General features: G+C 64.4%; 20 protein-coding genes and 3 pseudogenes. 17 read left to right on the plus strand and 6 right to left on the minus strand.

What is annotated here, in order from left to right:
• The first annotated feature begins 53 nt into the window (after nucleotides 1–53).
• From STRIP9103_RS42080 to mug, 9 genes and pseudogenes are all read left to right on the plus strand, one after another.
• Nucleotides 54–587, plus strand: a complete 534-nt coding sequence (locus tag STRIP9103_RS42080; RefSeq protein WP_063747371.1) for a nucleoside-triphosphatase — start codon at nucleotides 54–56, stop codon at nucleotides 585–587.
• Between the two features lie 186 nt (nucleotides 588–773).
• The gene (locus tag STRIP9103_RS42085) at nucleotides 774–1,193 is read left to right on the plus strand and encodes a GNAT family N-acetyltransferase (protein WP_009339694.1); all 420 of its coding nucleotides are present in this window, start codon (nucleotides 774–776) and stop codon (nucleotides 1,191–1,193) included.
• Nucleotides 1,194–1,250: 57 nt separating this feature from the next.
• Nucleotides 1,251–1,409, plus strand: a pseudogene (locus tag STRIP9103_RS52570) (GNAT family N-acetyltransferase); the annotation flags it as partial.
• Nucleotides 1,410–1,627: 218 nt separating this feature from the next.
• Entirely contained in the window at nucleotides 1,628–2,959 is a 1,332-nt protein-coding gene (locus tag STRIP9103_RS42090) for a hemolysin family protein (protein WP_009339698.1), read from the plus strand.
• Entirely contained in the window at nucleotides 2,956–3,981 is a 1,026-nt protein-coding gene (locus STRIP9103_RS42095; RefSeq protein ID WP_009339720.1) for a hemolysin family protein, read from the plus strand. The genes STRIP9103_RS42090 and STRIP9103_RS42095 overlap by 4 nt, the downstream gene beginning before the upstream one ends.
• Nucleotides 3,982–4,062: 81 nt before the next feature.
• Nucleotides 4,063–4,875 (plus strand): SGNH/GDSL hydrolase family protein, encoded by an 813-nt coding sequence (locus tag STRIP9103_RS42100; protein WP_009339742.1) that lies wholly within the window; start codon nucleotides 4,063–4,065, stop codon nucleotides 4,873–4,875.
• 43 nt (nucleotides 4,876–4,918) lie between these two features.
• Entirely contained in the window at nucleotides 4,919–5,269 is a 351-nt protein-coding gene (locus STRIP9103_RS42105) for a DUF4326 domain-containing protein (RefSeq protein WP_009339672.1), read from the plus strand.
• 59 nt (nucleotides 5,270–5,328) lie between these two features.
• Nucleotides 5,329–6,771: an adenylosuccinate lyase gene (gene purB, locus STRIP9103_RS42110; protein WP_009339641.1), complete on the plus strand. Its 1,443-nt coding sequence runs from the start codon at nucleotides 5,329–5,331 to the stop codon at nucleotides 6,769–6,771.
• A 44-nt stretch (nucleotides 6,772–6,815) separates the two neighbouring features.
• Nucleotides 6,816–7,274: a G/U mismatch-specific DNA glycosylase gene (mug, locus tag STRIP9103_RS42115; protein ID WP_009339708.1), complete on the plus strand. Its 459-nt coding sequence runs from the start codon at nucleotides 6,816–6,818 to the stop codon at nucleotides 7,272–7,274.
• A gap of 336 nt (nucleotides 7,275–7,610) precedes the next feature.
• Here the strand turns inward: mug and STRIP9103_RS50420 are convergent, their stop codons facing one another.
• Both STRIP9103_RS50420 and STRIP9103_RS47940 read right to left on the minus strand, forming a co-directional pair.
• Complete coding sequence (locus STRIP9103_RS50420; protein WP_408995617.1) at nucleotides 7,611–11,549, minus strand: NACHT domain-containing protein; 3,939 nt, start codon at nucleotides 11,547–11,549, stop codon at nucleotides 7,611–7,613.
• A 436-nt stretch (nucleotides 11,550–11,985) separates the two neighbouring features.
• Nucleotides 11,986–12,382 (minus strand): annotated as a pseudogene (locus STRIP9103_RS47940) (transposase); the annotation flags it as partial.
• Nucleotides 12,383–12,780: 398 nt separating this feature from the next.
• Here STRIP9103_RS47940 and STRIP9103_RS42125 point away from each other — a divergent pair.
• Complete coding sequence (locus STRIP9103_RS42125; protein ID WP_009313242.1) at nucleotides 12,781–14,016, plus strand: IS110 family RNA-guided transposase; 1,236 nt, start codon at nucleotides 12,781–12,783, stop codon at nucleotides 14,014–14,016.
• A 33-nt stretch (nucleotides 14,017–14,049) separates the two neighbouring features.
• On the opposite strand, the pseudogene STRIP9103_RS42130 reads toward STRIP9103_RS42125, so the two are convergent.
• The 3 genes and pseudogenes from STRIP9103_RS42130 to STRIP9103_RS42140 form a co-directional block, all read right to left on the minus strand.
• Nucleotides 14,050–14,421, minus strand: a pseudogene (locus STRIP9103_RS42130) (helix-turn-helix domain-containing protein); the annotation flags it as partial.
• A gap of 311 nt (nucleotides 14,422–14,732) precedes the next feature.
• Nucleotides 14,733–15,461 carry a 5-formyltetrahydrofolate cyclo-ligase gene (locus tag STRIP9103_RS42135; protein ID WP_009339664.1) on the minus strand — a complete coding sequence of 243 codons (729 nt, stop codon included), beginning with the start codon at nucleotides 15,459–15,461 and terminating at the stop codon, nucleotides 14,733–14,735.
• A 17-nt stretch (nucleotides 15,462–15,478) separates the two neighbouring features.
• Nucleotides 15,479–16,645: a helix-turn-helix transcriptional regulator gene (locus STRIP9103_RS42140; protein ID WP_048822043.1), complete on the minus strand. Its 1,167-nt coding sequence runs from the start codon at nucleotides 16,643–16,645 to the stop codon at nucleotides 15,479–15,481.
• A gap of 218 nt (nucleotides 16,646–16,863) precedes the next feature.
• Between STRIP9103_RS42140 and STRIP9103_RS42145 the strand changes: the two genes are divergently transcribed.
• The 7 genes from STRIP9103_RS42145 to STRIP9103_RS42175 all read left to right on the plus strand — a co-directional run bounded on the left by STRIP9103_RS42145 (nucleotide 16,864) and on the right by STRIP9103_RS42175 (nucleotide 22,027).
• Nucleotides 16,864–17,193 (plus strand): recombinase family protein, encoded by a 330-nt coding sequence (locus STRIP9103_RS42145; RefSeq protein ID WP_009339689.1) that lies wholly within the window; start codon nucleotides 16,864–16,866, stop codon nucleotides 17,191–17,193.
• A complete protein-coding gene (locus STRIP9103_RS42150) occupies nucleotides 17,190–17,564 on the plus strand; it encodes a hypothetical protein (protein ID WP_048822029.1) in 375 nt (124 codons plus the stop codon). Before STRIP9103_RS42145 ends, STRIP9103_RS42150 begins: the two co-directional genes overlap by 4 nt.
• On the plus strand, nucleotides 17,561–18,148 hold the full coding sequence (locus STRIP9103_RS42155; protein ID WP_048822030.1) for an ATP-binding protein: 588 nt from the start codon (nucleotides 17,561–17,563) through the stop codon (nucleotides 18,146–18,148). Before STRIP9103_RS42150 ends, STRIP9103_RS42155 begins: the two co-directional genes overlap by 4 nt.
• A 48-nt stretch (nucleotides 18,149–18,196) precedes the next feature.
• Entirely contained in the window at nucleotides 18,197–18,532 is a 336-nt protein-coding gene (locus tag STRIP9103_RS42160; RefSeq protein ID WP_009339646.1) for a hypothetical protein, read from the plus strand.
• Between the two features lie 530 nt (nucleotides 18,533–19,062).
• A complete protein-coding gene (locus tag STRIP9103_RS42165; RefSeq protein ID WP_048822032.1) occupies nucleotides 19,063–20,124 on the plus strand; it encodes a hypothetical protein in 1,062 nt (353 codons plus the stop codon).
• Between the two features lie 10 nt (nucleotides 20,125–20,134).
• A complete protein-coding gene (locus STRIP9103_RS42170; RefSeq protein ID WP_009339690.1) occupies nucleotides 20,135–21,331 on the plus strand; it encodes a radical SAM/SPASM domain-containing protein in 1,197 nt (398 codons plus the stop codon).
• A 3-nt stretch (nucleotides 21,332–21,334) separates the two neighbouring features.
• Nucleotides 21,335–22,027 carry a class I SAM-dependent DNA methyltransferase gene (locus tag STRIP9103_RS42175; protein ID WP_009339670.1) on the plus strand — a complete coding sequence of 231 codons (693 nt, stop codon included), beginning with the start codon at nucleotides 21,335–21,337 and terminating at the stop codon, nucleotides 22,025–22,027.
• A gap of 7 nt (nucleotides 22,028–22,034) precedes the next feature.
• Here the strand turns inward: STRIP9103_RS42175 and STRIP9103_RS42180 are convergent, their stop codons facing one another.
• Nucleotides 22,035–22,601, minus strand: coding sequence for an NUDIX hydrolase (locus STRIP9103_RS42180; RefSeq protein WP_009339758.1), 567 nt, complete (start codon nucleotides 22,599–22,601; stop codon nucleotides 22,035–22,037).
• Nucleotides 22,602–23,047 lie beyond the last annotated feature (446 nt).

Here is a 23,047-nt window from a genome sequence, read left to right on the forward strand (position 1 = left end):
CGGAACAAGACGGAGCCGAGCCGGAACAAGACGGAGCCGATACGGAGCACGACATGCCGACGAGAATTCTGCTCGAGGGACGCCCCGGCGTGGGCAAAACGACCATTGTCCGTCGATTGGCCGCGCTACTGAGCACCCGTAGGGCTGTCGGCTTCACCACGGAGGAGATCCGGCACGGCGGTACCCGGAGCGGTTTCGCGCTGGAAACACTGGAGGGCGACATGCGAGCCGTGCTCGCCCATGTCGACTTCCCGGGTCCACCGCGGGTGGGCCGGTACGGCGTCGACCTGGGCGTCATGGAGCGGCTCGCGCTGCCGCCGCTCAGGTCAGCGGCGGCAGAGCCCGCTCCTGGAGATCTCGTGCTGATCGACGAGCTCGGGCGTATGGAGCTGGCGTGCACCGCGTTCCAGGAGACGGTCCGGATCCTGTTCGCGTCCGACATCGACATCGTGGCCACGGTCCACGCGCACAGTGACCCCTTCACCGACGCCCTCAAACAGCGCCCCGACATCACACTCGTCCAGGTGACCCGGGCCAATCGGGACGCCCTCCCCGAGGATTTGGCGGCCCGGCTCGAAGGGCCATGACGACCGCCCACCATCCCGGGCTGGCCGGGGCAGGCCGGTCCGGGCGGACGCACACAAGTATCGGCGGCGGGCTCACGGCTCACGGCTCACGGCTCGCGGAAAACCGGGACCAAGCCCGCCCCTCCGTCGACTCCCTGGCACGGAAACGGTTCGCCAGACAGGCCGGCGCTCTGCTTGGCTCACCCCATGAGCGATCTCCACATCCGCCACGCCACCCTCTCGGACATCGACACCGTGCTGCGGTTCTGGCGCGACGCCGCGGAAGGAACGAGCATCAGCGACGACCACGACGGAGTGGCCCGACTCATCACACGCGACCCCGAAGCCCTGCTCCTCGCAGAGCGCGACAGCCTCCTCCTCGGAACCGTCATAGCCGGCTTCGACGGATGGCGATGCTCCGCCTACCGACTGGCCGTACACCCCGGCCACCGCCGACAGGGCATCGCCACCGCCTTGCTGGAAGCAGCCGAACAACGCTTCGCCGCCCTGGGCGGACGACGCGTCGACGCCATGGTCCTGGAAGCCAACGAACAGGCCCACCACACCTGGACCGCGACCGGCTACCACCGCGAGGACCGCTGGCGACGCTGGGTCAAGCCCCTATAGAGACGCTGGGTCAAGCCCCTGTAGACACGGGCAGGGGCAGGATGTTGTGAGCAACCAGGATTCGACGGCTGGCGGTGCCATCTGTACCGGCTCTGGGGGTGCCTGGCCGACGCGATGGTGCTCGTACGGAACGAGAGCGCCCCTCATGCGTGGGGAGCGGCTGGGTACGAGCCCCAGGAACAGTGGCGGCGGTGGGTGAAGCCGCTCGAGGACTGACGCGTCGGCGGCCTGACGGGACTGGACGGAAGGCCGCCGCACGTCACTTTGCTGATCCTTTACCATGGGTGGGACCAGTCACCTCCACGGAAAGGTTGTGAGCGTCCGCCCATGGGCGAGCCTCCCAGTACCCGACCCGGCACACCACGTGCCCGAGCCGGTGCACGACATCGCGCGATCCTCCCGCCACTGCCGGACCATGGGACGGAGGTGACCCGATGACCGAAGTGCTCCTCCTTCTGGTGGCAGTGCTGCTGTCGCTGGCCTGTGGTGCCTTCGTCGCGGCCGAGTTCTCACTGACCACGGTCGAGCGCGGCCAGCTGGAGCGCGCGGCGGAGCGCGGTGAGCGGGGTGCCGTCGGCGCCCTCAAGGCCGTACGGAATCTGACGTTCCAGCTCTCCGGCGCCCAGCTCGGCATCACCGTCACCAACCTGGTGGTCGGCATGCTCGCCGAGCCGTCCATCGCCAAGCTGATCTCCGGCCCGCTGGAAGCGGTCGGTGTGCCCGCCTCCGCGTCGAGTTCGGTGGCGCTGGTCATCGGTACGGCCCTGTCGACCGTGGTCCTGATGGTCGTCGGCGAGCTGGTGCCGAAGAACTGGGCGATCTCCTCGCCGCTGCCCGTGGCGAAGACGGTGGCCAATCCGCAGCGCTGGTTCAGCGCCGCGTTCCGGCCCTTCATCGCTCACCTCAACAACACCGCCAACCATCTCGTACGCCTGTTCGGCATCGAGCCCGCCGAGGAGCTGGCCTCCGCGCGCGGCCCCCAGGAACTTGCGGCCCTCGCCCGGCACTCGGCCAAGGAGGGGGCGCTGGAGGCGGACACCGCCGAGCTGTTCGTGCGCACCCTGAACCTGGCCGATCTGACCGCGGAGAACGTGATGACCCCGCGTGTCCAGGTCATCGCCCTGGAGGCCCAGGCGACCTGCGAGGACGTGGCGAACGCGACCCGGGCCACCGGACTGTCCCGCTTCCCCGTCTACCGCGGCAGCCTCGACTCGGTGATCGGCACCGCGCACATCAAGGACGTCCTCGCCGTGCCCGCGGAACACCGCCTGCACACCTCCGTGGCGGAGCTGCTGCGCGAACCGCTCCTCGTCCCCGAGACGCTGACCGTGGACCGGCTCCTGGACCGGCTCTCCGGCAAGCGCACCATGGCCGTCGTCATCGACGAGTACGGTGGGACCGCCGGCGTGGTGACGCTGGAGGACATCGTCGAGGAGGTCGTCGGCGAGGTGCGGGACGAGCACGACCCGCACGAGACGCCCGACCTGGCCTCCGTCGGCACCGACGAGGACGGCCGCGCGCTGTACTCGGCCGACGGCTCGGCCCGCACCGACCAGCTCGCCCGCGTGGGCCTGCGGGTGCCGGAGGGGCCGTACGAGACGCTCGCCGGGCTCGTCGCCACCGAGCTGGGCCGCATACCGACCGTCGGCGACACCGTCGACGTCACCGGCTGGCGGCTCGACGTGGTGGACGCCACCGGGCGCCGGGCCGCGCGGGTGCTGCTGCACGCGCCGACGGTCATGTCCGATGAGGAGGGGGAGCGATGACCGCCGTCCAGCTGCTGATCGGTTTGGCGACGCTCGTCGTCAACGCCTTCTTCGTGGGCGCCGAGTTCGCGCTGATCTCCGTACGCCGCAGCCAGATCGAGCAATACATCGAAGGCAGCGCACAGGGCGACCGGCGGGCGCGCAGTGTGCTGTGGGGCCTGGAGCATGTGTCGGCGCTGATGGCCGCCGCCCAGCTCGGTATCACCCTGTGCACCCTGGTGCTCGGTGTGGTCGCGGAACCGGCGATCGAGCATCTGCTGGAGCCGGTGTTCCACGCGGTCGGCGTGCCGGAGAGCGCCGGGCACGCGGTGTCCTTCGTGATCGCGCTGGCACTGGCCACCTATCTGCACATGCTGCTGGGTGAGATGGTGCCGAAGAACATCGCGCTCGCGGAGCCGGTGCGCAGTGCCCTGCTGCTCGGCCCGCCGCTGGTGACGCTGTCGCGTGCGCTGCGCCCGGTGATCTTCGCCATCAACGCCTTCGCGAACGCTCTCCTGAGGCTGATGCGGATCGAGACCAAGGACGAGGTCACGGCGACCTTCTCGGACACCGAGCTCGCCCGGCTCGTCCGGGACTCCAGCGAGGCGGGGCTCATCGACGACCGCGCGCAGGAGCGACTGCGTGACGCGCTGGAACTGGGCCGCAGGCCCGTGCGTGACGTCGTCCTCCCGCTGGAACGTGTCGTCTACGCGCGCATGGGCGTCACCCCGGAGGAGTTGGAGCGGCTGTCGGCCGAGTCCGGGTTCTCCCGTTTCCCCGTCGTGGACGAGGGACGCCGGATCGTGGGCTACCTCCATGTGAAGGACGCCCTCGACGCGGCCCCGCGCGATGTGCCGTTCGCCGTCCGCGACATGCGGTCCATCGCCCGGGTCCGGGAGACCACACCCCTGGACGACGTCCTCACCGCGATGCGGCGCAGCCGCACGCACCTGGCGGCCGTCCTGGGCGCGGACGGGCGCCTGGCGGGCATCGTGACCATGGAGGACGTGCTGCAGGAGCTGTTCGGACAGCCTGCGGTCTGAGTCCCGCCGGGCGTGCGGGGATCCGGGAGGAAGAGGCCGACCGACCGCTGGGTATGTGCACGGGATAGCATCGCTCTCGCCATGCAGACGAACGCCACGCATCCCAGCACCACCCCTCCCGGCCCCGCGTACTCCAGCCTCGTCGCGGTCGGCGACTCCTTCACCGAGGGCATGTCGGACCGGTTGCCCGACGGTTCGTACCGGGGCTGGGCGGATCTCCTCGCGGGCCGGATGGCCGCGCGGACGCCCGGCTTCCGGTACGCCAATCTGGCGGTGCGCGGAAAGCTGATCGGCCAGATCGTCGCCGAGCAGGTGGACGTGGCCGCCGCGATGGACGCGGACGTGATCACGCTGGTCGGCGGTCTGAACGACACCCTGCGCCCCAAGTGCGACATGGGCCGGGTACGCGGTCTGCTGGAGGAGGCGGTGGAACGGCTGGCCCCCGCCTGCAAGCAGCTCGTCCTGATGCGCAGCCCCGGCCGCCAGGGCCCCGTCCTGGAGCGCTTCCGGCCGCGCATGGAGGAACTGTTCGCGTGCGTCGACGACCTGGCCGCACGGCATGGCGCCCTCGTCGTCGACCTGTACGGCGCGCCCTCGCTGGCCGACCCCCGCATGTGGGACGTGGACCGGCTGCACCTCACCGCCGAGGGACACCGCCGGGTCGCCGAGGCGGTGTGGCAGACGCTCGGCCACCCGGCCGAGGACACCGAGTGGCGTACGCCGATGCCCGCGACGCCGCCGCCCGCGTGGGTCGCGCGCCAGATGGCCCACGCCCGTTTCGCCCGGCAGTACCTGCTGCCGTGGATCGGACGCCGCCTCACGGGCCGCTCGTCGGGCGACGGCCTGCCGGCCAAGCGCCCCGAGTTGCTGCCGTACGAGGGACCGGCGACCTAGAGTCCGTACGGGTCCGTGTGGGCCGTGCCGGAGGGAGCCGCGTGTGACCACCACTGTGATCAACCTCAAGGGCCGCATCCACGACTTCGGCCCACGGCTGGAAAGCGCCCCCGACGACCTCGTCCACGTCGGCCGCCGCTGGACCATGGGCCACTGGGACCTGCCCCAGCACCCGCTCTACAACCCGTTCCGGTACGACACCGCCAGGAAGAAACGCGACGGAACCCGGGCCGAGGTCATGGCCAAGTACCGCGAGTACCTGATGTCCCACCCCGCCCTCCTGGCCCTGGTCCCGCCCCTACGCGGCAAGACCCTGGCCTGCTGGTGCGCCCCGGAGCTGTGCCACGCGGACATCCTGGCGGAGCCGGCCGACGCCCAGGACCGGGCTTCGTAGGTTCCTCCGAAGAGGCCCGCTGCGTCCACCTGCACGAATCGCCAGTAGAATCCGTACACGTGACTTCTGCGCCAGCCAAGCCCCGCATCCCCAACGTCCTCGCCGGACGGTACGCCTCCGCCGAGCTCGCCACGCTCTGGTCGCCCGAGCAGAAGGTGAGGTTGGAGCGGCAGCTCTGGCTGGCCGTGCTGCGGGCTCAGAAGGACCTCGGGATCGAGGTGCCGGACGAGGCGCTCGCCGACTACGAGCGGGTGCTGGACACCGTCGACCTGGCCTCGATCGCCGAGCGCGAGAAGGTCACGCGGCACGATGTGAAGGCGCGGATCGAGGAGTTCAACGACCTCGCCGGGCACGAGCACGTGCACAAGGGCATGACCTCCCGCGACCTCACCGAGAACGTGGAGCAGCTGCAGATCCGGCTCTCGCTGGAGCTGATGCGCGACCGTACGGTGGCCGTCCTCGCACGACTGGGCAAGCTGGCCGGTGAGTACGGGGAACTGGTCATGGCCGGCCGCTCGCACAACGTGGCCGCGCAGGCCACCACCCTCGGCAAGCGGTTCGCGACCGCCGCCGACGAACTCCTCGTGGCATACGGCCGCGTCGAGGAGCTGCTCGGCCGCTACCCGCTGCGCGGCATCAAGGGTCCGGTGGGCACGGCGCAGGACATGCTCGACCTGCTGGGCGGCGACGCGGGCAAGCTGGCGGAGCTGGAGGACCGGATCGCCGGGCACCTCGGTTTCGCGCAGGCGTTCACCTCGGTGGGCCAGGTCTACCCTCGCTCGCTGGACTACGAGGTCGTGACCGCGCTGGTGCAGCTGGCGTCGGCGCCGTCGTCGCTGGCCAAGACGATCCGGTTGATGGCCGGGCACGAGCTGGTGACCGAGGGTTTCAAGCCCGGCCAGGTCGGCTCGTCGGCGATGCCTCACAAGATGAACACGCGGTCGTGCGAGCGCGTCAACGGACTCATGGTCATCCTGCGCGGCTACGCGTCGATGACCGGCGAGCTGGCGGGCGACCAGTGGAACGAGGGCGACGTGTCCTGCTCGGTGGTGCGCCGGGTGGCCCTCCCCGACGCCTTCTTCGCGCTCGACGGTCTGCTGGAGACGTTCCTGACCGTCCTCGACGAGTTCGGTGCCTTCCCCGCCGTCGTGGCGCGTGAGCTGGACCGTTACCTGCCGTTCCTCGCCACGACCAAGGTGCTGATGGGCGCGGTGCGCGCGGGGGTCGGCCGTGAGGTCGCGCACGAGGCGATCAAGGAGAACGCCGTCGCCTCCGCCCTCGCGATGCGCGAGCAGGGTGCCGAGCGCAACGAACTGCTCGACAAGCTCGCCGCCGACGAGCGCATCCCGCTGGACCGCGCCCAGCTCGACGCCCTGATGGCCGACAAGCTCTCCTTCACGGGCGCCGCCGCCGACCAGGTCGCCGCCGTCGTCGGCCGGATCGAGGAGATCGTCAAGCAGCGGCCCGAGGCCGCCGGTTACGCCCCCGGAGCGATCCTCTGACGCGCTTCACCCAGGCCGACCTGGAGGCCGCCCGCGACCGGCTGGTGCCGGATGTCGTCGCGGACGGCCTCCGGGTGCTGTTCTGCGGCATCAACCCGGGGCTGATGACGGCGGCCACCGGCCACCACTTCGCCCGCCCCGGCAACCGCTTCTGGCCCGTACTGCATCTGTCCGGCTTCACGCCTCGGTTGCTGAAGCCGTCCGAGCAGGACGAGCTGCCGTCGTACGGGCTCGGCATCACCAACGTGGTCGCCCGGGCCACGGCACGCGCCGACGAGCTGACGGCGGACGAGTACCTGGAGGGCGGGCGGCTGCTCACCGCCAAGGTCGAACGGCTCCGGCCCCGATGGCTCGCGGTGGTCGGCGTGACCGCGTACCGCGCCGCCTTCGGTGACCGCAAGGCCGCCGTCGGGCCACAGGAGCGCAGCATCGGGGACTCCCGGGTGTGGGTGCTGCCCAATCCCAGCGGTCTCAACTCGGTTACAACTACCCCTCGCTCATGATCAACTTCACCCCAGGCAGAGCAAGCCCGAACGGTCTTCGTTGATCTTGCCGGAGGGGCGTATACGCAGCTCAGAGCCCTTGTCAGCGTCGCGGGTACCAGTCGAATCGCTACGACACTCTCACAGGGCGACCGACTTCACTCCTGATCTTGCACGCAAAGCGCGCCCAACCACGAGGGGGAGTCGGGCGCGCTTTGACTCGGGAGTGTAGCTACGCCTGGTGACGTGCTGCCAGAACCGGGATTGCCGCGATCTTCTCGGGTGTCAGATCTCCCCAGACCAACGTGCTCTGCTGCCCGTAGTTGAAGTGTCTTATCACCCGCAGGGCGGAAGTCGCTAGCGCTCGGCTGTCTCTACTAGGTTCGCAACACCATAGGCGTCGATGAGTAGTAGCTGATCTAGTAGATCAAGAATCTGAGTACGGCTTGAAATCGAAGTGGCTTGCGCATATGCCCGAATCAATAGCTCGCCAACATGCCGGGCATCCGCTGCTGCACGGGTCCGGATGTCTCCGGCATCCTGTCCATGGATTTCGACGAATCGGCGAGCACATTCCAAGGCCAAGTAATCAACGCGATCAGGTGCGTGCTCAAGACTGATTAGCAGCTGCGGCAGAGCGTCTTCAAAAGAGGCAGAACTTATTAGTTGCGTGAGGGGGTCTCTAAGAGGGCGAAGACGTTCACCACGCACAACTGATGCGACCTCAGCAATTGCCTGGCGCACCTCGTGCTCCGGGTCATTAATCAGCTGCTCGAAGGCTCGCAGGGTAACGACTGTATCGGCTGTACTCGATAGCCCTTGCGCGCACGAGTTGGCGGCTCCAGTGCGACTCGCTACGTCGCCCCCCGAGAGCACTGAATCCAGCAAGTCTGGCATGCTCCATTGCATGGCAGCTAGGGCGGCTAGTTGCCCGCCAGATTTTCTTGTCTCAAAGTTATTCGAATGCAACATTCGTTCAATAACAGGTCTTGCAACGTCAGGGCTTCCAAAGCCGATGTGAGCGATGAGTCGCACCACGGTGTGCGTAGCCAAGAGTGAATCATCTGTATTAATGAGTTGGGTGAACGCTCGTAGAGCCTCAGGTCGAGCATGGCGCATGGAAGCATGGATCAGGTGAGCAACGCAGGAGCGCACCGTGATAGCCGGGTCCTCAGCCATCCCGTCTAGTGCCGGAAGAACCAATGCCGTACGAGAACCGTCGGTGTCGTAGATGATGAGGTCACCCAGAACCTCTGCGGCGCTTCCACGCGAAGAGTTAATTCCCGATGTGTAAAGATCTCGCCCCTGGGTGTGCTCCTGATTGGTAGTCTGCACGCTCAAGCTGCCGTCGACCGGATCGCCAGCACTTGTTGCACGATCAAGGATGATTCGAAAAATATCCTCAGGTACCGACCGAAGGTACTTCCGGAGAGCAGAGCCAAGCCAACGGTCGTTTGCGGGCTGCCCGAAGGAAGCAATGTGGCGAACTACTTGAAACACTGCTGTTGGGTCGGCTAGCGCCTCGGCCTCCCCAAGTCCCATGAGAATCGCATCACTGTAAGCGGGATGGATGGTGTCATCAAATCGGAGAGCAAGCCGAGAGAACCTCTCGGGTTCACGCTTCGTTTGTTCGTGCAGTACATGGGACTGCTCGTACGCACCGCCAGTATTGGTCTGCCAGTCGGTTCTTTCAGAGTTGTGTTTTGCCATTGCGCTCAACCACTGCTCATCGTTCATATGAGCGGCGGCAGCTTGACTGATGGGAGCACCGATAAATCCACCCATAATTCCCTGAGGCGCTGCCGGCTGATCGGCACCGATCTTTCGACGCAGTTCCCCGAGCCGACGACGACCCTGTGGTGAAAGGCGATCTTCTTCCAGCGCTGACAGAAGGTTGAACTGGTGCCAATCAGACGGCTTGGAGTTCCACGGAAAACGAACTTCGAGAATCGCACCTTCAAGCCTGGAAAACATCTCATCTGACATGAACTGGCTAGTGCTCTGAATCAGTTCACGTGCTTTCCAGACGGCATTCGCGGCATAATACCCACTGATGAACCGATGATTCCCTTGAAGTAGGAGCTCACCCGCCCACTCGGCATAGTGACTGCCCGCCGCTCGCAGCGTTTCGTAAGCAAGCCATTGCGCAGTGTCGTGAGGGCTAGATGTGAGGCTTTCGAGGATGGGCCGAACTGACGCGGCGTCCCTCTCAACAATGTTACGAATTGCTGTAACAGCACCTGCTAGAAGTGCCCCTTCAAGTTGGCGACTGCTCCTTCCTGGGTGGCGATAGGAGAAATGCCTGTCCCTAATAGGTCGGCCATCGCTCTCCTCGTATGCCGTTGCAGCCATCACTTGCAGCATGTAGGGGATGAGGCGTTCGCAAAAAAGATCGGGGGCACCAGCTGCCGCGAGCTGCACTAGCTGGATTACGGAGTAATCCTGATCAAGGAGCGCCACGACCTTTCCCTCGTCGTCTACGGCCATCGCGCCGGGCCGATCAACAAGGTAGGCAGCCAATAGCTCGACGGTCCAATCTGGCCGCTGCTTACCAAGGTCGTGCGCAGAGAGCCAAAGTGCATCTTCTGAGCCCGCAAATTGACCAATCCTCACGGCTTCGAGGAGCAATTCGAACAATGGACGGCTCTGGTAGATGTCAGAGAAACGAGTCACCCATTGCAGCCATCGCGGGTATGCCACTGAATTCTTGTATCCGTGAAGGATTTCAGCAAGGCGATCGGAACTTACTTTTGCAGCAGCAGCCATCACCCCCAAAGCTTGCTCATGCTCGGCCTTGTTAGTCCCACTAAGCCAGTCATCGATGATGCCTTCCGCATCAAGGCACTCAAACCACGAGGGTGTCTGGAGGGTCCGCCATAGGCGGGCCTCAAAGTCTGGGTGCGTCTCTTGAACGGTTGCCACCATCTCCCATTCACGGGCTGATGGGTTAGGAATAAATCCAAGCAGTTTCAATACCACGTCTTTGATATGATATCGAACCGCGGTGCTCGTGAGTACAGATTCAACTTCAAAAGTGAAGCGCTCAGGTTCAAGCTCTCGCAAGTGGTTCATGATTTGCCGAACCTGCGCGCGGCGGAAAAGTTCTTGCTCCCCGCTCAGCAAGAACTCTACAAGCGACTGATTGCGTTCAATCCAGCCACGGGCAAACGCATAGTCGAAGAACGTCTCGTGGAAGAAAGCGATCTGCTGGCCATCGCGAACCAAAATATGCTCTGAAACAAGGACATCCGCGTCGACGCTCAAATCGTCAGCGTCCAGAGCAGTGATGGGAACAGAGAGCCGCTGTCGCGCGCTTACAGCCTCTGCAAGGGTTGAGATGACCTTGTTAAAGCGAACTGAATTGCGTCGATGAATGCAATCCGTCAGCTTGCGCCTCCAGAACGCATCGAAAAGGTTTTTCGTAGTTTGAAATGTCAACGCTTCTTCATCGCCAGCGATGCCCTTCAGCAGCACGAGATGCAGCGGGGAACGAAGAAGCTTTTTCTGGCGTTCATTTAGAGCAGCTGCATCCAATCCCATCGCGCGGACAGAATCTATGACTTGCTGCTCGGAGAGGTCACTAACCTCAACATGCGCACAACGCTTGGCATCGACCAGTTCGCGAATCCTGTGGTCGTTCTCAACGTCAAATTTGCGACAGGCAAAAACAACGGTCATATTAGGGAAGGCTGACGCTTCGCGTACCAGATCTGCGACGGCCTGAAAGTTATCCGGCATTCGACCTGATGCGAGGCTAACGGCATCCAGCTGGTCCACAATCAGAAGGCTTGGACGTTCACCGGATACCGCAGCAAGCGCAGTGACAGGAGAAACCTCCAGGCCGATCCTGTTTCCCAGCTCAGTTGTAGAAGAGAAGGGATCGAGACGATCAAGGCGGAAAGCAAGAACTGATACCGCAGATGTATCAAGAGTGCTATAGACCTGCTGGAGTGAAGCGCTCTTTCCGCCACCACCATGCCCCATCAGCAACAACAGCTTATCCGGCCCGTTCACCAGATCAACCAGTCGATCTGCCTCGGTTCGAGCAATGGTGGGTTGCAGCAACTCACGCTGGATGCTTGAAGCCCACCCTTCGGTGACTGCATTAACCTGTTCTGCAATACCGATCGCGTTAATCAAATGAGCCCGACTCAGCCCATACGTACCCAGACGAGATTCAATTGCTGGAGCATCGAGCGTGACACCAAGAGCATTTTGAACCAAGTCTCCCAGGCCAACAGCAGAAAGACTTCCGGCAGCGCCCACCAAGAGAAGTTCAGACAAGGCTGCGTTCATACTCACGATGTCCTGCTCATCTGGCCATGAGATCCAGAAACCTCTCAACACTCTCCAGGCCACTTCCGGTGACCCAAAGATTTTTTCGGATGACAGATCCCCGAATGGGTCTTGGAGATCCTTAGTTAGCCAGTCTTTAACAAAGGATTCATGGGTTCCTGAGCGCCTCGCTCGGTCGGCCAGCTCTTGAAGGGAACTAGCTGGAAGGAGCGAAATGAAGCGAAACTGGCGGCCACTCTCGACGTGGCGGCGAACGTTCGCCCAGATTCCCTTGTCATCGAGAGACTTTACCGTCCAACCATTCGCGTTACCGTTCTGCCGCTTTAGTTGATGAACTTCTACAGTGTCGCCATAGCGATAGGTGAACTCGGCTCCTTGACCTAAGGGCTGTCCCGTAAATGATCTACGGCATGCTGGTTGACCTGCTCGTTTCCCGTCACTCGGCGAGGGTGAGGTTGTGCAGGCGGGCGATACCGAGCATGGCGTGGTGGACGCCGTCGCCTTTCAGCGGCAGTCGCGCAGATCTTCCAGCTCTTCATCCGGGCGAATACGTGCTCGACGCGGGCGCGGACCTTGCGGTGGGAGGCGTTGTGCTCTTCCTGCCAGGCCGGGAGTTCGGCCTGGCCGCGTTCGCGGCGGTGCGGGATGACCAGGCCGGTGCCCCGGTAGCCGCCGTCCGCGATCACGGTCGTCTTTCCGACGGCGTCCTTTGCGCCGGACAGTTCCCACGCCTTGCAATCGTTGCGGTTGCCCGGCAGTGGCCGGCCGACGGCGACGACGAGCCGGGTGTCGGCGTCGATGACGACCTGGTGGTTGGTGGAGTACCGGTAGTTCTAATAGGTCATCGGTGAGCCCGAGCGCGTGAGCGCAAGGGCCGCCAGGCGAGGCAGAAGGCTGCCGTTCTGGGACTGGATCCCCGTGCTCAGACCGGCCCTGCCTCGCCCGCGCCCTGCCGGGCGGAGACCTTCGGTAGTTCCGGGACCTTGATCTCTCGTCAAAGACCGGTCCCGCCCGGCAGAAGCCCAGAACCCACCGGTTTCATGTCCCCAGCCCGCCGACAGGGGCCGACCTCTCAGCAGTTCGCGAGCCCCAGAGCTCTCCAGCAGACCGAGGTCCCTGCCGGTCGCTGGAGACACGAACGGCTCATGAGATGGCGTGCCTTGAGCACTTCTATTAGAGCGCCGCGTGCTCCGCACAGGACCGATCTGCAGGTTGAAATGGAGGTACAAGGTTGAGCGCGATCTTCTGCGGCATCGACTGGGCGGAAGGGCACCACGACATAGCCCTGGTCGACCAAAACGGCGCCCAGGTGGCCAAGCTGCGCATCAGTGACGACAGCGCTGGTTTCCATGCGCTGATGGAACTACTGACCCGGCACGGTGACACTGCGGAGGATCCGATCCCGGTCGCCATCGAGACCCCGCGCGGCCTCCTTGTCGCCTCCTTGCGGGCAACCGGCCGCCAGATCTACGCGATCAACCCCCTGGCCGCCGCCCGCTATCGCGATCGCGCCAGCGTCTCCCGAGCCAAGTCCGACGCAGCCGACGCCCGGGTCCTGGCCAACATCCTGCGGACCGACCGGCACGCCCACCGGCCCCTGCCCGATGACAGCGAAGCCGGACAGGCCGTCGCTGTCCTGGCCCGTGCTCACCAGGACGCGATCTGGGACCGGCAGCAGATGATCAATCGGCTCCGCTCGCACCTGCGCGAGTACTATCCGGCCGCCCTCACGGCCTTCCACGGCCCCGGAAAACCCGGACTCGACTCGCCACGCGCCCGCCTGATCCTGGCTGCCGCACCGACGCCAGCCGACGCCGCCAGACTCACCCGCAGCCAGCTGCGCGCACTCCTCAAGCGCGGCGAGCGCCCACGCTGCGGAATCGAAGCCGAGGTCGAGCGGCTTCGGGACATCTTCCGCGCGGACCACCTCCGCCAGTTGCCCCAGGTCGAACAGGCCTTGGGACACCAAGCAACGGCGCTCATCCGGCAGGTCGACGCCGCTTGCATCAGCGTCGCCCAACTCGCAGCAGCAACGGAGAAGGCATTCCTCGCGCATCCGGATGCCGACATCATCACGAGCTTCCCGGGTCTGTCCGTACTGTCCGGAGCACGCGTCCTCGCCGAGATCGGAGATGACCGCGAACGTTTCGCGGACGCCCGAGCCATGAAGGCATACGCCGGCGCGGCCCCCATTACACGGGCCTCGGGCCGCAGCCACGTCGTCGTGGCCCGAACCGTCAAGAACCAACGACTGGCCTCGGCCGGGCACATGTGGGCCTTCGCGGCCCTCCGCACCCAGGCTCCACGCGCCCACTATGACCGACGACGAGCTGGCGGAGAACGCCACACCGCAGCTCTCAGAAACCTGTTCAACAAGCTTCTCGGCTGCCTCTACCACTGCCTACGGCGCCGCACGCTTTACGACCCCGATCGGGCCTTCGCAGCGGCCCTGGACCTTGCTGCCTGAGCCCTTACTTGACCTGCCAGCGACATGAGATGTCTTCGACTGCTCGGCGATGCTGTGGTCGCGGGTCGGCACCAGGGTTCCGTCCGCGATCAGCACGGTGTCCTTGCGGAACCGTTTGCGCTGCTGGAGCGCGAGCGACGGCCCGAGGCGGTCGACGATGCGGTCGGCCGCCGACTTCGATACCCCGAACAACAGGGCGAGCTGGCGCAGGGTGAGGTTCGTGCGCCAGTACGCGGCGACCAGCAGGACCCGGTCCTCCAGCGGCAGGCTCCAGGGCCGGCCCTTACGGACCGGATCCGCGCCCTCCCGCCGCAAGGCGGTGATCAGCTTGCTGAACTGACGCGGACTCAGCCCGGTGAACGGGGCTATCCAAGACGGCTCCGACGCCGTGATCACACCAGCCACACCAAGATCATCTCACCCGTGACCAGCAGTTACGGGACAACCCTTAGCTCATCAATGTCCTCAACAGTTACAGACTGACCCGTGCCGAGAAGTACGTACAGAAGATGCCGAATCGTCCAGGCACCTTCGTAGCGGTTACCGAATTTGTCAGCCTCACCCCCCGGTCGAGGACTCATGAAACTCTCCGTTCCTGCTGTGAGTCGCGCGCAATTTTATTCATTTGCAACTAAGGAGACCGCATCTCGGCCCCCACCTTCCTTGCTACCATTCTACTACTTCTTGCTATCGAGTTGTCGCGCTAAGTGACGCCCCTAGTTGGACCGCCCAGATGCGGCAAGCGCAGCCAGCACAGGAATCGCCGCGATCTTCTCGGCGGTGAGGTCGTTCCACACCAACCCTGACGGCCGGCGTCGATTGGTGCAGGGGATCACCTCGTCGGGTGTGACGATGTAGTCCACGGAAAAATCATGCTCGGTTTCGGGGATGTCGTCGTCGATGACCTGGAGTGTATGGACGGGTGCGACGATCACCGTCTGATCTGTCACGAGACCCGCCTCGATCAACAGCGCAACCTCAAGGTCGGAGTACCCGGCCCCCTTGCCGATGCGCGCCCCGGATCGGTTCACGGCGACACTGCCGCACACCACCACGTCGATAGGTTCCATCGACTCTGGCGCAAGCCGGCGGGCGACTTGAGCCGCACCCTTCTTCTCGGCAGCTTCCTCGGGCGGAAGCCCCAGGTTCTTGGGGTCGAGCAGGTAGAAGGGTTCGAGCGACGCCATACGCGAGACGGCCATGTAAACGCGCTTGCCGTCATGAAGAGCACGAACACGTACCGGAAGCTGCGCCCAGTCAGGGTTGGCCTTCACAGTGGTGGCGCGTCGCCAGAAGTCTTGACCGGCCAGTTGCTCCGCGGTGGCTTCAGCACCGTAGAAGCCAGGAATCTTGCCGTACGAATCGGCGGGTGCGCCGCCGCCGTCGATGAGGCGACGCCACACCTTCTCGCGCAGCTCCTGCTTAGCCTGGTCGATGCCGTTCACGTGCAACCCCGCCCTACTTAGATAGCTGCCATCAGGGCCAGCAGCCGATCGTTGATCTCCTGTGCCCACGGCTCCTGTCGCCACTGCCGAAGCTCGCGCTCAGCAGAGAACGCCAGGTTAAGACCGCCGCCGCCCCGCGTCAGCTCCACGGCATCAATCGTCCGGTGCATGGCCGCCGCTGCCTCGTCGAACTTCCGTTGCCGGATGAGCGCCAAGGTCAGGTTTCCGAGCGCGATGGCCTGAGATTTCTTCTTGGCAGCGAGCGCCCGCGTGGTCATACGGAGGATCGGTTCGGCCCGTTCGGGAAGATCCAGGAACAGGTAACACGAACCAGCGAGCCGGTTGTACTCGTTGATCGTGTAGTACGGCGCGGCCACGTCATCGGGGTGAGCGCGGTCGAACTGATCTTCCGCCTTCTTCAGCGCTGCTTCGCACTCGGTGAGCGCGCCCGTCATGGCGTGTCCCTCGGCAACGTGAAGAAGGCTCAATCCAGTGAGTGAGGGACTGACCAGTGTGGCGACGTCGGCTGCTTGCTGGGCAAGCGTTGCCCCTCTCCGGGGGTTCTTCTCACCGTAGAGCGCGACGTAGGACATCCGCAGCGTTGCGTACGCCTCGATAGATGGATCGCGGACGTGGCGAGCAGCGTCGACTGCTTCTTGAAAGTAGCTGAGGGGTGCATGGTGGTCGCGGCGTTGACTGACGTCCCATACCAACTGCCCCATGAACGTTGCCGAGTCAGCTTCGACTTCGTACAGCGCCCGGCGCACGCGCGGGTTCGCTGCGTTCTCCCGGAGGAACTTCACCTGGCCGTGCAGTTGTCCAGCTCGACCAAGCAGCGCCGTCGATGCTTCTTTGTCATACGACTCATCCAACTGCCGCAGCCGCTCGTGCAGGTAGGCAACCACCATCAGGTCAGCAGACGCTGGATTCTCCAGGGCATACGTCATGCGGTCACTGGGGTGAGTGTCGGTAACCGTCACGTCGTCGAGCAGCGCTTGAAGTTCCTCTGCCGACACCCGGAGCGCACTCGCCAGTTTTGGCCGCAACCATGCTTGTGGTTCGGTGTCGGCACTCTCCCAGCGACCTACCGTGGAACGCTCGACACCGAGGTACTCGGCAAGCCCCTCCTGTGTGAAGCCTGCCGCTTTACGCCGCCTGGCGAGGCGTATCCGCTTCGCTGCCATCGCCATCCCTCCGGGTGTATGGGGCGGGCTATCACCATAGTCACGTTGACCGCATCCGTGCAGGCCAGCCCGAAGAGTGCAACACGGATGCGTCATTGGTGCGGCACCTTTGCTGTGGCGTTTGCGCAGGTCAAACCGCTTGTCTGGCATGCAGGTTGGCGAGCGGTTGAGGACGGTGCCACCGCTCGCCAGCCGTTCCAGTCCGCCAGGAGGAACGGATGCCACCAGCCATGTTCGGCTACATGCGGCTCACCGCAGGCGAAGACAGCAGCGACGAAATCCAGACCATCCAAACGGAGTTGGCAACTCACGCCACCCGCGAAGGCTTCTCCTTGGAGCGGGTGTTCATCGAACGCCTCGGTTCTGACGACGAGTCGGCGTTCTTCACGCTTGTCGACGCCCTCAAGACCACCGAGATCAAGCACGTCATCGTGCCGTCGCTGTGGCACTTCGCCCGGTTGCCCGGACTCCAAGCGGCCATGCGCGACCACATCGAACGTGAAATCGGCGCGCGCCTCTACATCGTGCAGGGGGTGAGGACGCGGTGACCACGCCCGCCCCGCTGTGCGTCGGCTATCTCAGACGGCTCCCCGGTACCGATCCCAAAGAAGAACCGCGCCTCATAGCGGAGCTGTGCGCTTTCGCTAAACGCGAGGGCTTCACCCCTGAGCTGGTGTTCGTTGAGCGCCATTGGGCACGGACGCTCGCCCTACACGCGCTGACTGCCTACTGCACGCAGCACGACATCCGGAACGTAATCGTGCCGACAGCCGAGCACCTGAACACAGTGCTGCCGCTCGCGGACATCTCGAAGGAAGAGCTTGCGAAGGACATCGGCGGTCAGGTCTGGATCGTCGCCCCTGAAGAAGAGGAGCAGTCGTGCCCGCCCCGAAGTGTGAGGAACGGCGGGAGCACATGACCGCCACGCCTTCTGTCGCAAGGACGTTTCACTTGTCCCGCCTCCACTTGGCCGCCGTTCCCGCTGCTGTGTCGGTGTCACGGGCGTTCGTCCGGCAGGTGCTCATGCACTGGAAGCTGGAAGACCAGGCCGCCGACGTTGCCCTGATGACCTCTGAACTCGTCAGCAACGCGGTCAAGGAAACCGGCTTCGGTGACCGGCAACCGAAGCCGTGGGAAGTCACCGCCCGGCACGTCATCGCCTTGCAGCTCCGCGTTCTCGATGGGTCGCTGTTCATCGAGGTGTGGGACCGCAGCGTGCAGGTTCCGGTGAAACAAACGGTCACCGACGAGACGGAGGGTGGGCGCGGACTTCACCTCGTCGAAGCGCTCGCGAAGGACTGGGGCATCTACCGACCGCCGGCCGGGGGCAAGATCGTGTGGGCGAGGGTTCTGCTGACTTTGCCGCCGCGTCCCGACCTGGATGGTTCGACGCTTCATCTGCGCGTGCCCGACGAGGCCGCCCCCGTTTCCGGTGCGGTGAAGGACCAAGCGTCCACCGGCCTCATGCAGCGCGTTCTTGATGGCCTCCATCGCCTCCTCTAATCCCCCCCACGCCGCTCCGCGCGACACCCTCCCCAAGCAGGTGACCCCGTGAAGGAAAAACCCATCGCGTACGGCTACATGCGCGTTCGCAAGGAAGCCAGCGACCAAGAGCTCAAGCTGATCGATGACCGGATGCACGCCTGCGCCGACGCACACGGCTTGTGGCTGACGTACACCCACTACGAGTGGGGGTCGGGGATCGAGCCGCACCGCTTGATCCGTCGGCTTATCAAGGACGACGTACGCCACGTGATCGTGCCGAGTCTCGTGCAGATCACGGAGCATCCCCTGATGCAGTTCATCGTGTCCGAGTCGATCACCTTGGACGCCGGGGCGCTGCTGTACGAAGCCAGCGGCCTCTACGGTCGGGCCAGCGTCTCGTGAAGCCGCAGCAGCTATGGGACCTGTTCGACTGGTACCGGGGAGCGTGCTTCCGCTGCGAAGCGTCGGGCGTTCCCGTGGCGCACGTCGGAGACATAACCGTGAAGGACTCAGCACTCCCCCTGTTCGCCTGTCATCGCTGCATCTTCCGTATGCAGCAGTCGCATTGGTTCCGGACGACCACGCGAGCCTGGCCGCTGTATCGGTTGCAGCTTCCGGGACCGAGGGAACCGCGTGCTTCGCGTCCGCAGCTTGGTCGGTGGCTGTTGTTCGGTACGCGGCGAAAAGGCAGGCATCGCTACGCAAGTTGATGGTGCTAACGAGACTGCTCAACTCGGCTGATAGGCCACTTTCAGTCATTTGGTAGACAGCTAGGCGCAAACCTCCATACTCCGCATACTTGGTCCGTCCTTGACCTTTCGCCATGAGATGACCTTGGGGGACAAGTGAGCTCAGGCGCGCACGAGGCAAGCACCATCGGCTTAGACACGGCTGCTCGGTATCTGGACCGTGTGGGTATTACGGAAGCCCCCTTGATCGACCTGTACTGGCGTCAAGGGGGCTCCTGCTTGGGACTGGCCATTTTGAAGCGCGTCGCCGACCGCTTCACCCTGGTCGTTCCCGACGACCTGATCCTGCGTCTGGAAGATGCCGCGAGGATCGGCGCAGATCGGCTCGTTGCGTCGCTGCCTTCTCCGCTGCTGGCCGGCTTTGCCTTGAAGTACTCCGGCCACCAGGAAAGTTTCTCGCCCGGCTGTACCCGTGGACGTCACTCCTCGCGCCGCCGCTTCTGGGACGGCGCGGATCTCGACCAGGCGCGCACGCTGGTCGCCGAAGCGATCATCAACGCACCACCCGGGACACAGACCGTCGTGTTCCAGCAGTACGTCAAGGCCGAAGGGTTGTCGGGCGTCTTCTACGCCTATGGCTACCAGGGGCGCGTGCTGGTGGAAGCCGTCAGTCGAGGGCGACGGACGTTCACGGAAATCCGGGGCGGTCAGGTCGTCGACTACGCCACGGTGACCGGCGAGCACATTCGATCCGGCACTGTCCTTGAAGCGGACCCGCTTCAGCTGTACCGCTCGATCAGCGGACTACGCGATGCCGTCGGGTTCGACCTCGACATGGAAGGCTTCGCGTCTCCAAACGGGGTCATCGCCGTGCAGCTCCGACCGATCCCAGAAGACATGCCGCGCGTGCTGCACCCGGCGCATCTCCCGAGCGCTCGGGATGACTGGTACCGCACTCCGTGGATCTGGGGTTCATGGCAAGGCGGCCCCAGCACTGTGGACGAGGACGTTCCGGGACGCCCGGCCGTCATGGTGAAGCGGACAACGTCTCTTGCCGACTGTCCAGACATTGTGCGGCGGCTTCACCGAGGTGACCGCACGTTGGTGATCGATCTCCTCGACGGCTTCCGTCTGAGTCATGACCCCCGGCATCTTCCCGAGGTCATCCCGCACCGCAGCGCCTTCGCCTACATCTCCGTGGCGGGGAGTTCACTCGCCGCGCTTCGTCCTGGTGAAACCGTCGAAGCCTTTGTCGACGGCAACACCGGCTTGATCCGACGCACCACCGCCAAGGCACTCACCTGAAAGGTCACCCATGTCATCCACGACCGCCGGCGTACCCGTTACGCGGTTCGACTTCGTCGCCCGCGACGAGGGCAAGCAGTGGCTGCTCTTCGACACCGTGAAGCATTCGGTTGATCCCGTCACCGAGGAGCACGTCACCAAGCTGGAAGCGTCCGGCAAGGTAGTCCGACGCATCCAGCGGCCACAGTTGCCGGGAGCGTTATCCGCTCCACTCAAGCTGTTCGTCAGCGTCTCGAATCGCTGCAACCTGACGTGCCTGCACTGCATGTCGGACTCATCACCAGCCGGACGAACCGAGCCGACTACTGACGAGCTGCTGGCGCTCATCCGTGAAGCCGGGGAACTTGGCGTCTTCCTGATCGTGGTGGGTGGCGGTGAACCCCTGATGCGTCACGACATCTGGAAACTGGTCGGTGCCATGCGCGACGAGGGCATGGGCGTATCGCTCACCACCAACGGCACGATCGTGCGGGAACGTGATCTCCGGGGCTTCAAGCGCCACGACGTGCGCGTGAACGTCAGCCTCGACGGGGCCGAGCAGAACCACGACCGCATCCGGGGACAACAGGGTGCATTCCAGCGGACCATGCGCGGCATCCGCACCATGTTGGATGCGGGGATCAGGCCGACGATCCGCTTCACCCTGATGAACTCGAACCTGTGTGACGTCGACGCGGTACTCGACCTCTGCATCGAGCTGGGCGTCTCGGTGAAGGCTCGCCGTGCCAAACCGTCGGGCAGGGTCATCGGGACGAGCGACATCATCACCGAGGGAACACCCGAGTACTTCGACGCCGTGGTCAAGCTGAACAACGCCGCGCACTGCGGCGTCGAAGACCTCATGAACGTGGAGGCCGGGGCCAAGGAACCCTTGCTGCTGTCGGAAAACGACTGCGGCGCAGGTACGCGGATCATGTTCGTAGACGAAGACGGCACCGTGTCACCGTGCACGTTCCTTGGTCGAGGGTTCGAGGCGGGACGCTGGACGCCGGGAAGTCTCGGCGACTTCTGGCGAAGCGCCCCCGCCTTCGAGCAGATGCGGAACCTTCCCGAGAACAAGACGTGTGGGTCGTGCTCGCGTCACACCACCTGCCACGCCGAGTGCCCGGCGATGCGCCTGCACATCAACGGGTCGCTAGATGGTGACGACCCCGGGTGCATCAAGCCGCTGCTGGTCCAGCTCGGTCCTACGCGCCGGAAGGGATGACGAGTGTTCACAGACATCGCGCCCTTCTACGACCTCGTGAAATCGCACCGTAACCACGACGCCGAGGCCGCCTCAATCCGGAGTCTCATCCAGCAGCACGCCCCGCAGGCGAAGACCATCCTCGAAGTTGCATGCGGCACGGGCACCTTGCTTGCTCGGCTCAACGGGTACGAGCGGATCGGGGTGGACGTCAGCGAAGCCATGCTGCACCAGGCGCGGAAGAAGCTCGGCGACGAGGTGGTGCTCGTCCCCGGGAAGATGCAGGACTTCCAGCTCCCGCGGTCGGGTGCGGAGGTGCTGCTCCTTCTTGATGGGGCGATCGGGTACGTGGGGCCGGCTGAGCTTGAACCGACGCTTTCAACGTTCGCTGGGCATCTGGTGAGTGGCGGGCTTCTCGTCGTCGAACCCTGGTACACCCCGGACGAGTGGCAGCCGAAGAAGATTCACGTCACCCACCACACGGACAATGCGGTGACGGTGGTTCGGGCAGGCTACGGACACCCCTGCGGACGGATCGACTTTCACGTCACGATCGGGACGAGCGCAGGACTGCACGCCTTCGATGAACGCTACGACTTCACGTTGCACTTCGAGGACGTGATGGAAGCGGCGTTCACGGCAGCCGGGTTCGTCGAGGTACGCAAAGAGGCCGCGCCCGAGTTCAGGCGTGGCCTCTGGGTGGCGCGGAAACCGTAGGTCGCGTTCAGCCCTTGGCCGCGCGGCGTACCTCGTAGGCGATGCGGTACAGCGCGGCCAAGTGGTGCTCGTCGTTCTGCTCCAGGCGCGCGACGGCAGCCTGAATCGGAAGGATCGAGACTTCGAGGATGGATTCCATCTCGATGCCGCCGTCGTCATCCGACGACCCGGAGATGGTGACGTCAGCCCACCCAAGCGCGATGGCGAACTTGGGATGCGGGAGCCACGGTCGGTAGGCAGTCTCGGCCGTGGTCTCGCTGTCCCACTGTCCGAAGAGTTCAAAGCGGGTGGCTTCGCCGCCGATCTCTTCCGCCAGCTCGCGCGTCACGCACGTCTCGAAGGCTTCGCCTTCCAGCAGCGTGCCACCAGACGGACCCCAGCCGGATTCCTTGGCGTGCAGCAGCACGACCCGGTCCCCGACGAACGGCACGACGTGCACGTTGCTGGTGTAGTCGCGGGGCGGTACCTCGTCCTTGAAGTACGACGTCACCGCCCGCCACTTGTACGGGGTCTTGAGGGTGGCGAAGGCGTCGTCAAGGTCGGTGCGGACGGCGGCTGATAAATCGAGACTCATTCTGCTCCCATTCTACTGAAATAGGTGCGTTTCACCTAGAGAGGCAGGTTTCTGGCCAACCGCCAGCAGTCTAGCGCCGGGGTCGTACCGAACGGATGCGCGCAGCAGAAGGGGGCGATCAACCCGGCGCCGGCCGAGGGTGGCTGGTCGGACTGATCGCGACCGCAGTAAAGGCCGAGAAGAGCACCGCCGCTCCTGCGGCGGTGCTCTTCTAGTTACCGGTAAGTCATTTCCATTCAAGAGTGGAATGTAGGGTCACTTCAAGCCAGGTGGCCGAAAATGTCAGTAAAACTAAATAGCTTTGGCCAAAGCAAATAGATAGCGCGTTCGAACGCTAGCGACTTTGTCGGCTCTGCCCCCGTAACCGCTGGGACGCCTGCTACGATCCTCGACACTTGTTCGAAGGGCGTGCTCGTGGAGCCTCGTGGGGAGCCTGGTTCCGCTGA

It is taken from the genome of Streptomyces ipomoeae 91-03 (genome assembly GCF_000317595.1).
GTDB classification, from domain to species: Bacteria; Actinomycetota; Actinomycetes; order Streptomycetales; family Streptomycetaceae; genus Streptomyces; species Streptomyces ipomoeae.